This is a genomic window from Bacillus sanguinis (genome assembly GCF_018332475.1).
Lineage (GTDB): Bacteria > Bacillota > Bacilli > Bacillales > Bacillaceae_G > Bacillus_A > Bacillus_A sanguinis.
The window spans coordinates 1-2839 of sequence record NZ_BOQB01000465.1 but is presented as its reverse complement, the minus strand read 5'-3'; the positions used below and the strand labels follow the sequence as shown (position 1 = coordinate 2839).

Sequence of the window (2839 nt, the reverse complement as noted above, 5' to 3'; positions counted from 1 at the left end):
AAGAAAAACATTTTTGTTTAACATATTAAATGGAAATCCCCCCTATAAAAATTCCATAGGGGGTAAGAATAATATTTAAGAAAAAGACTGATTTTGCGCAGGTTTAATAAATTGTTCAGGATTTTCAACGAGTCCACATACAGCACATTGGACGCGGTAAGTAGGTCCTTGATAAGCCATATGAAAAGCGTTCATCGTTTCATTTGTGTATTCTTCTTCTACTTGACCAGTTTGTGGATTTAACTTGACTGGTTTTACTTGTTGCTCAAGAATATTAAAGCGAGTACGGTTCGTTTTACAATTTGGACATAGCATTGGTTCCATATGTATACACCTCCATTTGTAGCATTTCTTAAACTCATTAATTTTATGCAAGCAAAAAAACTTTCTCAATATAAATAGGTGTTTAATGCATTTAAAATTCAGAAAAAATAAAATATAATAAGAGTACGAACTGGTTATGTCCAAACCAAATCTCCTGTTTTATGCCAATAAGCTGGGAGGCCGAGAAATCGGCCTCATTTTTTTGTGCTCGTTACTATAGGAAACAAGGTTTTTATGAGACTTTTGTCGAAATTTTAGGGATGGATATAAAGGGGGATGTAAAATGAATTTAAAAATGAAGTACATCATTTTATATGTAGAAAAGTTTGAGGAATGTCTAAGATTCTATAAAGATGTATTACAGTTACCGATAAAAGCAGAGCATGGTACATATATTGAATTTAATACGGGTACTACCATATTAGCGATGAATACGCGGCAAGACGTGAAAGAATTAACAGGACTACCACTTACAGAAGGCGAGTTACAATCTTCCCATTTTGAATTGGGATTTGTTGTTGAAAATGTACAAGAAACGATTGAGCAATTTAGAGAACAAGGTATTAAGATTTTAGTTGAACCGATTGTGAAACCGTGGGGGCAAACCATTGCATATATTGCCGATCCAGATGGAAATTATATTGAAATTTGCAGTTTATTAGAATAAAAGGAGAAAAAGTGATGGGGTTTCCGAAACTAGAAACAGAACGTTTACAATTAAGAGAACTAACACTGTTAGATGCAGAAACGATGTTCCGTTATTTTTCAAAAGAATCTGTTATACGTTATTTCGGAATGGATTCTTTCGAAAATATTGAGCAGGCGAAAACGACTATTCAAACGTTTAAAACTCGTTATGAAGAGGGAACTGTATTTCGTTGGGGAATAGAGAAAAAAGGGACAGGCCAATTAATCGGAACGTGCGGATTTCATTTAATAAACAATCATCATAAGCGAGCTGAAATCGGTTATGAATTAGACGATACATATTGGGGACAAGGATATGCAACGGAAGCGTTACAGGCGATTTTAGATTACGGGTTTGAAACGTTGCAACTTATAAGAATCGCAGCTGTAGTATATGTAGAAAATAAAGCTTCTCAAAAGTTGTTAACAAAAGCAGGCTTTCAAGAAGAAGGATTACTTCGAAAACATATGATTCAAAATGGAGTTGCGCATGATACGATTTTATATTCTTTATTAAAAGAAGAGTGGAAGAAGTAATGAGTACAAACGAACTTATAACTATTATGAAGACGCATAGGGAAAATAGATTTATTTTAGGTATAGATGGTTTAAGTCGATCTGGAAAAACAACATTCGTTGCAAATTTAAAGGAAAATATGCAACAGGAAAGCATTCCGTTTCATATTTTTCATATTGATGATCATATAGTGGAGCGTAATAAACGCTATGATACAGGATTTGAAGAATGGTATGAGTATTATTATTTACAATGGGATATTGAGTGGCTTCGGCAGAAGTTTTTTCGAAAGCTACAAAATGAAACAAAACTAAATTTATCGTTCTATAATGATGAGATAGACTTATGCGAAATGAAAAAGGTACAGATTCCTATAGTAGGCGTAATTGTAATTGAAGGGGTTTTTCTTCAGCGAAAAGAATGGAGAGATTTCTTTCATTATATGGTGTACTTGGATTGTCCAAGAGAGACACGGTTTCTGCGGGAAAGCGGAGAGACCCAGAAGAAACTTTCGAAGTTTCAAAATAGGTATTGGAAAGCAGAGGATTATTATTTAGAAAAGGAATTGCCGAAGGACCGAGCGGATTTAGTCATACAATGATTGGAAAATAGAAGGTGAGCAGAATGAATATTTTATGGGATTTTGATGGGACGTTATTTGATACGTATCCAGTTTATACAAAGATTCTTTCTCAAGTTTTAGGGAAGGAAATAAGTGAAGAAGAAATCTATACAAAGTTAAAGGTTTCATTTTCACACGCAATTGATTATTATGAAATATCTAAAAAACAATTAAGTGAAATTGATGTATTAGAGAGTCGTATTATGATAGAAGATATAAAACCATTTGAAAAGGTGGAAGAGGTTTTAAAGTTTGCCGATAAAAATGTAATTATGACTCACAAAGATAGAGCCGGAGTATTACCAATATTAAATCATTACGGCTGGGACAAATACTTCGTAGACATGGTTACAATTGATGATGGTTTCCCTCGAAAACCGAACGCTCTATCTTATGATTATTTGCATAAAAAGCACAATATTGATTTAGCTATTGGTGATAGAGAATTAGATTTACTACCTGCAAAGGAATTAGGTATTTCAACATGTATGTTTCAAGGGAATTGTGATGTAGCGGATTATTCTTTATCGCATTACTCGGAATTTTTTAAGGTAGTGATTGATAGAGAGGTTATTTTATAGATTGGGTGATAATTGCTTCTACTATCAAAATTATTTTCTATGTATAAATAAAGCATAAAAAGTAATGTTAATCACTCGGGTTCATATTTATAAGGAATTGCCCTATCT

Annotated in this window: 5 protein-coding genes; 4 read left to right on the top strand and 1 reads right to left on the bottom strand. The window is 33.2% G+C overall.

From position 1 onward, the window contains the following. Positions 1-75: 75 nt before the first annotated feature. Entirely contained in the window at positions 76-324 is a 249-nt protein-coding gene (locus tag KI369_RS27720) for a DNA alkylation repair protein (RefSeq protein WP_212958839.1), read from the bottom strand. 283 nt (positions 325-607) lie between these two features. Here KI369_RS27720 and KI369_RS27715 point away from each other — a divergent pair, with 283 nt between their 5' ends. Genes KI369_RS27715 through KI369_RS27700 form a run of 4 tightly spaced genes read left to right on the top strand, consistent with a single transcriptional unit; the run spans position 608 to position 2731 of the window. Further along, positions 608-991, top strand: coding sequence for a VOC family protein (locus tag KI369_RS27715; protein WP_212958837.1), 384 nt, complete (start codon positions 608-610; stop codon positions 989-991). A gap of 14 nt (positions 992-1005) precedes the next feature. Next, complete coding sequence (locus KI369_RS27710; protein ID WP_212958835.1) at positions 1006-1548, top strand: GNAT family N-acetyltransferase; 543 nt, start codon at positions 1006-1008, stop codon at positions 1546-1548. Then, positions 1548-2129: a kinase gene (locus KI369_RS27705; protein WP_212958833.1), complete on the top strand. Its 582-nt coding sequence runs from the start codon at positions 1548-1550 to the stop codon at positions 2127-2129. The genes KI369_RS27710 and KI369_RS27705 overlap by 1 nt, the downstream gene beginning before the upstream one ends. 23 nt (positions 2130-2152) lie before the next feature. Next, entirely contained in the window at positions 2153-2731 is a 579-nt protein-coding gene (locus tag KI369_RS27700; protein ID WP_212958831.1) for an HAD-IA family hydrolase, read from the top strand. Positions 2732-2839: the final 108 nt, after the last annotated feature.